Origin of the sequence: Nocardia thailandica NBRC 100428 (assembly GCF_000308795.1) — a bacterium.
Taxonomy (GTDB): domain Bacteria; phylum Actinomycetota; class Actinomycetes; order Mycobacteriales; family Mycobacteriaceae; genus Nocardia; species Nocardia thailandica.
This window is the reverse complement of the sequence record NZ_BAGK01000287.1, coordinates 1-6,239: the sequence shown is the minus strand read 5'-3', so window position 1 is coordinate 6,239 and position 6,239 is coordinate 1. Positions and strand designations below refer to the sequence as shown.

The following is a 6,239-nucleotide window of genomic DNA, read 5'->3' as shown; positions in this document are numbered from 1 at the left end:
AGGGCCTGCTCGCAGCGACGCTGCACCCCCCGCGCGCGGCTGTGCAGCGCCCAGGCCGGCTCGCCGGGCATCGGTGTCACGCGGGTCGCGAGCTCGAGCAGGTCGCAGCCGGCGCCGGTCCAGCGTTCGGCGCCGATCTCGCAGCCGGCCAGCCGGATCCCGGTCGAGCGCGCGCAGGCCAGCGGCCCGACCGCCCGCAGGCGATCGACCGTCGCGCCGGGCGGGGTGCAGGTCACCAGGAACCGGCGCTGGGCCGGGGACAGCAGCTCGGTGACGTCCCCGCCCGCCGCGACGGCGGCCCGGATCGCGCCCGCCGGGCGGTGACTGACCGCCGAGGCCGCCAGTTCTCGCCGCGACCCGCGCCAGGCGCCCTCGACCCGGTACTCCAGGTCGCCGTCGACGAACGGCGCCGCCCACCGCCCCACCAGCCGCGCGGGCGGGCAGGGCAGCAGGTCGACGACGAGGTCGTCGGCCGGACCGCCGCGCAACCGGATGGCGATACCGCCCGCCGCCAGCGCCAGCGGGTCCGTCGCGTCCCGGGCGGGCGCGCCGAACCACAGGTCGTGCGTCGTCGTGGCGGCCGCACCGGGGAGGCGGGCCAGCGCGGCGCCGGGGTCGCCGCCGATCGCGAAGCCGATCTCGATCGGAGTAGTCATCCGAGCCCCTTCCGCCGCTGCCGCCGAGGCCGCCCGCCACCGGACAGCACCCGCGCCCAGCGTGGCTCGAGCGTCCAGGACGAGGCGCGCGTAATGCGCTACTCGTTTGCGCGCGGGCGCGAGGAGCCCCGGTCCGCGGCGGGATCCCGGCGCGCCGTGAGTAGCGGCGTGGGTGAGCCGAGTAGTGCACTACTCATGACACCGGCCGGGCCCCGGCGGAGACTGATCACTGATCCGATTCCCGCCGCTCCCCGGAGGTTCTCGATGGTCACGCCCCGGCGCACGTCCCTGCCGGTCCGCCTGCTGGCCGACCTCGCCGAGGTCGTGGACCGGCGGTTCGGCTGGTCGCGATTGCCGACCCCGGCCGGCCTGGCCGTCCTGGTCGGGCTGCGCAGCGCGTTGCGCGCACACAACCTGGTCGACACCGGCGGCCACCCCGGCGACCCGCTGCCGCCCGACACCGGCGGCGCCCATCGCGGCGCCCGCACCGTCGACGGCACCTACAACGATCTCGCCGCGCCACGCACCGGTTCGGTCGGTTGCCGCTTCGGCCGGAACTTCCCGCTCGCGGCCACCGCCCCCGAGACCGGTGACCGGCTCGTGCAGCCCAACCCACGCCTCGTCGCCGACGTCCTGCTGCGGCGGGACCGGTTCCGCCCCGCGACCAACCTGAACCTGCTGGCCGCAGCCTGGATCCAGTTCGAGGTCCACGACTGGTTCAGCCACACCACCGACGACACCGCGCCGTTCACCGTCACCCTCGACGACCGCGATCCCTGGCCCGAACGCCCGATGACCGTGGCGAGCACGCCCACGGTGCCCGCCCCGCGACCGGGTGACCCGCCGACCTTCGTCACCGCGGGCACCCACTGGTGGGACGCCTCCCAGATCTACGGCGGCACCGCCGAATTCGCGGTGGCGCTGCGCTCGGGCAAGGACGGCGAACTCGCCCTCGACCAGCTCGGGCTCCCGCCGCTGGACGCGACCGAGCTGCTGGCCGCCGACGAGGCCGCCGCGAACGCGTGGGTGGGCCTGGCCCTGCTGCACTCGCTGTTCCTGCGCGAGCACAACGCCATCTGCCGCAGGCTCGCCCAGCGCTATCCCGCCCTGACCGACCAGCAGCTCTACGACACCGCGCGGCTGGTCAACGCCGCCCTGATCGCCAAGATCCACACCATCGACTGGACCCCGGCCATCATCGCCCACCCGACCACCGTCGCGGCCATGCGCGCCAACTGGTTCGGGGTGCTCGGCGAGCGAGTCGCGCGCCGCTTCGGCCGGCTCGCGTCCAGCGCGGTGCTGTGTGGCATACCGGGTTCGGCGGTCGACGACAGCGGCGTGCCGTACTCGCTCACCGAGGAGTTCGTCGCGGTCTACCGCATGCATCCGCTCATCCCCGACGAGCTGACCGTGCGCGACCTCGCCGACGACCGCCCCCTGGTCACCCACCCGTTCCCCGACCTCGGCGTGACCGCCATCCGCGACCGTCTCGCCGAGACCCCCGTGGACACCCTGTTCTACTCCTTCGGCCGCGCCAACCCCGGCGCGCTGACCCTGCACAACTATCCCGGGCACCTGCGCGCCCTCGCCCGCCCCGGCCGCCCCCTGCTCGACCTGGCCACCGTCGACATCCTGCGGGTGCGCGAGCGGGGAGTGCCGCGCTACAACGAGTTCCGCCGCCTGCTGCGGCTGCCGCCGGTGACCTCCTTCGCGCGCATGACCGACGATCCGGAGTGGGCGCGGGAGCTGGCCGACGTGTACGGCGACGTCGAGGACGTCGACCTGATGGTCGGCCTGTACGCCGAGCCCGCGCTGCCGGGCTTCGGGTTCAGCGACACCGCGTTCCGCGTGTTCGTCCTGATGGCCTCGCGGCGGCTGTCGGCGGACCGCTTCTTCACCACCGATTTCCGGCCCGAGATCTACACCGAGGCGGGCATGGCCTGGGTTCGCGACAACTCGATGCGCACCGTGCTCCTGCGGCATTTCCCCACGCTCGCACCGGCTCTCGACGGTGTCGGCAATCCGTTCGCGCCGTGGCGGCCCACCCGCCCGCGCCGCACCGAGGAGAGGACGGCCCGATGACCGACGTCGCCGCCCCGCGCACCGCCGCGGACTTCCTGCGCTACCGCCCCGACCTCGAGCGGCCCCGCCCCGACGAGGACGCCGACATCGACCGCATCATCGCCGTGCTGCGCGGGAACAACGAACGCGCCTTCCGCCGGTACAAGCGGGGCATGCGCGACGCGCACGCCAAGAGCCACGGCATCCTGCGCGGCGAACTGACCGTGCACGCCGACCTGGCGCCGGAGCTGGCGCAGGGCCTGTTCGCGACCCCGCGCACGTATCCGGTCATCGCCCGCCTGTCGAGCACCTCGGGGGTGGTCCGCAGCGACCAGTTGCGCGGCGTGCGCGGGCTCGGCATCAAGGTGCTCGGGGTCAAGGGGCCGCGGGCCGTGCCCGGGGACACCGCGACCACCCAGGACTTCGTCATGGTCACCCACCGGGAGTTCCTGTTCGCCGACGCGCACGCCTACCTGACCCGCGGCATGCCGACGGCCTGGGCGCTGGCCCGCCTGCCCGACACCGCGCTGCGCGCGGGCAGCGACGTGCTCGCCGGGGTGGATCGGCACCTGCTGCGGCGGATCGGGCTGCGCGTCCCGCCCAACCTCGGCGTCTTCCTCGCGCCCAACACCCACATCCTCGGCGAGACCTTCTACACCTCCGCGCCGCTGCGCTACGGCGACCACGTGGCCAAGCTGCTCTACACGCCGGTGTCGCCGGAAGCCGCCGCGCTGCACGGGCAACCGGTCGGCGACGGCGTCAACGCCCACCGGGAGTCGGTGATCGACTTCTTCGCCGAGCACGGCGCCACCTACGAGCTGCGCGCGCAGCTGTGCACCCGGACCTCGACGATGCCGATCGAGGACGCCACCGTCGCGTGGCCGGAACAGGAATCGCCGCACCGGCCGGTGGCCACCGTGCGCTTCGGCCCCCAGGACCCCTACACCCCCGAGCGTCGCGCCTACGGCGACGAGGTGCTGTCGTTCAACTCCTGGCGGGGCCTGGCCGCGCACCGGCCCCTCGGCTCGATCAACCGGCTCAAACTGCGGGTGTACGAGGCGTCGAGCAACTACCGCCACCACGTCGACAACGCGCCGCGCGTCGAGCCGCGCGATGCGACGGAGTTACCGCCGTGACCAGCGCTTCCGCCGCCCGGGACGATTGTGACGCCGTCGGTCGGGAACTAGAATCGACGTGCATGGGCGGCAGATGGCACCTTCTCGATCGCCCCTCCGAATACGAGTCCGTGCGCGCGGCTCTGAGCGGCGGTCGCGGTGGCGCGGTGCTCGTCGGCGCGGCGGGCGTCGGCAAGACCACACTGGCGCGGGCGGTGACCGCGGCGCTGGAGCCGGTGCGCTGGGTGGCGTGCACCGAGTCCTCGCAGGCGATCCCGCTGGGCGCGTTCGCGCCGTGGATCGCGCCCTCGGTCTCGCGTGACCCGCTGGCACTGCTGCACTCCGCGCGGGAGAACCTCCTGGCCCGGCCGGGCACCATCGTCGGCGTCGACGACGCCCACCTGCTCGACCGGCTCTCGGCCACCCTGCTGCACCAGATCGCCCTCGACCGGGGCGCGGCGATCATGGCCACCGTGCGGTGCGGGGAGCCCGTGCCCGACGCGGTCACCTCGCTGTGGAAGGACGGCTTCCTCGAGCGGATCGAGCTGGCGCCGTTCACCAAACAGCAGTGCACCACCCTGGTGGAGACGGTGCTCGGCGGGACGCTCGAGGGCCTCAGCGCCGACGTGCTGTGGGAGGCCTCCGGCGGCAACCCGCTGTTCCTGCGCAACATGGTCGAGGGCGCGGTGGAGGCGGGCACGCTCACCGACACCAACGGCGTCTGGCAGCTGCGCGGGCCGACCGCGGTCCCGTCCGGCCTGGCCGACCTGCTCGACGAACGCCTCACCCGCGCCGGTCGTCCCGTGCTGGACGCGCTCGAGACGCTGGCGGTCCACGAACCACTCGACATCGACATCCTCACCGAGCTGACCGGCGCCGACGCGGTGGACGCCGCCGAGCACACCGGCCTGATCCGGGTGTGCCGCGACGGCGGCGCCGTGGCGGTGCGGTTCAGCCATCCGCTGCTCGGCGATGTGGTTCGGCGCCGGATGGGGACCGCCGCGGCGCGCGTGCGCCGGGCCCGGCTGGTCGACGTGCTGCGCGACCGCGACCTGAGCACGCCCGCCCACCGCATCCGGCTGGCGCGGCTGTGCGTCGAGAGCGACCAGCCCCTCGACATCGGGCTGCTGATCAGCGCCGCCAAGGACGCGGTCTCGCTGTCCAATCTGCCGCTGGGCGAACGGCTCGCGCGCGCGGCCTGCGCGCGCGGTGGTGGGCTGCGCGCGGCCGAACTCCAGTCGCGGGCGCTGCTGTGGCAGGGCAGGCCCCAGGACGCCGACGAGATCCTGGCCCGCTTCGACCCCGACCGGCTCGACCAGCTCCAGCTCGTGCAGTGGGGCGTGCTCCGGGCCAGCCTGCGGTTCTGGTCCCTGGGTGACGTCGAGCGCAGCCGGGAGCTGATCGACCTGGTCACCGCGCGGGCCGATCATCCCGCGCTGCGGGTCACCGTCGACGCCGCGGCCGCGGCGATGGCCGTCCACGAGAACCACCTCCCCGAGGGGATCGCCGCCGCCGAGCGGGTACTCGCCGAGCCGGGGGCGCCCCGCCAGGCGGTGGACTTCGCGGCGTTCGCGCTGGGGCTGGCGCTGCCGGTGGCCGGGCGCGGTCAGGATTTCGCGCCCATCGCGGCGCGTATCCGCGCCGAGCAGAAGTCCACCGACGGCCTCATCCGGGTCATGGTCCGCTACGGGGACGTGCTGGCGCTGACCATGATCGGCGAACTCGACCTGGCCGACCGCCGCGCCGACGAGTACCGCGACTTCTCCTCGGCGGGTCAGTTCGCCGGCTGGGCGATCGCCCGGATCGCCGCCGGGGTGGTCGCCACCTATCGTGGCCGCTTCCGCGATGCCGTCGCCGCCTTCGAGCAAGCCCTCGCCGCGCTGGACGCCGAGAGCTCGCTGCCCTGGAAGCTGCCCGCGCGGCTGCTGCTGGCCCGCTGCTACGCCGCGGTGGGGGAGGCCGAGCACGCCGAGCGGGTACTCGCCGAGGCCGAGGAACACCGCGGGCCGCACATGCTGCTGCACGAGCCGCAGCGCCTGATCGCCCAGGCCTGGCTCGCCGCCGCCCAGCACCGCGCGCACGGCGCGATCGACCTCGCGCGGCGGTCGGCCGACCTCGCGCACCGGTCGGGCCAGTTCGCCCTCGAGGCCGAGGCGCTGCACCACGCGGCGCGTTTCGGCGACCGGCGGGTGGCCGGCCGGCTGGCCGCGGTGGCCGGGCGCGTGCAGGGTCCGGTGGCCGGGATCTACGCGCGGCACGCGGCCGCGGTGGCGGCCGCGGATCCGGTCGCCCTCGGCGCGGTGAGCGCGGAGTTCGAGGCCGCGGGCCTGCTGCTGTCGGCGGCCGACGCGGCCGCTCAGGCGGTGCCCGTCCACGACCGCGCGAGCGAACGCAGGCAGGGCGCGGC

The 6,239-nt window shown here is 74.8% G+C and carries 4 protein-coding genes; 3 read left to right on the top strand and 1 reads right to left on the bottom strand.

Annotated features, from left to right (window positions below; translation table 11 throughout):
• Positions 1–656, bottom strand: a 656-nt coding sequence (locus ON36_RS28630) for a hypothetical protein (protein WP_052314441.1), incomplete at its 3' end; no start/stop codon positions are given.
• A 264-nt stretch (positions 657–920) separates the two neighbouring features.
• On the opposite strand from ON36_RS28630, the gene ON36_RS28625 reads away from it, so the two are divergent.
• The 3 genes from ON36_RS28625 to ON36_RS28615 all read left to right on the top strand — a co-directional run.
• The gene (locus ON36_RS28625; RefSeq protein ID WP_043660207.1) at positions 921–2,738 is read left to right on the top strand and encodes a peroxidase family protein; all 1,818 of its coding nucleotides are present in this window, start codon (positions 921–923) and stop codon (positions 2,736–2,738) included.
• The gene (locus ON36_RS28620) at positions 2,735–3,853 is read left to right on the top strand and encodes a catalase family protein (protein ID WP_043660209.1); all 1,119 of its coding nucleotides are present in this window, start codon (positions 2,735–2,737) and stop codon (positions 3,851–3,853) included. Before ON36_RS28625 ends, ON36_RS28620 begins: the two co-directional genes overlap by 4 nt.
• A gap of 62 nt (positions 3,854–3,915) precedes the next feature.
• Positions 3,916–6,239, top strand: a 2,324-nt coding sequence (locus ON36_RS28615) for an AAA family ATPase (protein WP_043660205.1), incomplete at its 3' end; no start/stop codon positions are given.

Excerpts from the sequence above, each read along its gene's own strand:
- ON36_RS28620 (WP_043660209.1), top strand. The coding sequence starts at position 2,735 with ATGACCGACGTCGCCGCCCCGCGCACCGCCGCGGACTTCCTGCGCTAC.
- ON36_RS28625 (WP_043660207.1), top strand. The coding sequence starts at position 921 with ATGGTCACGCCCCGGCGCACGTCCCTGCCGGTCCGCCTGCTGGCCGAC.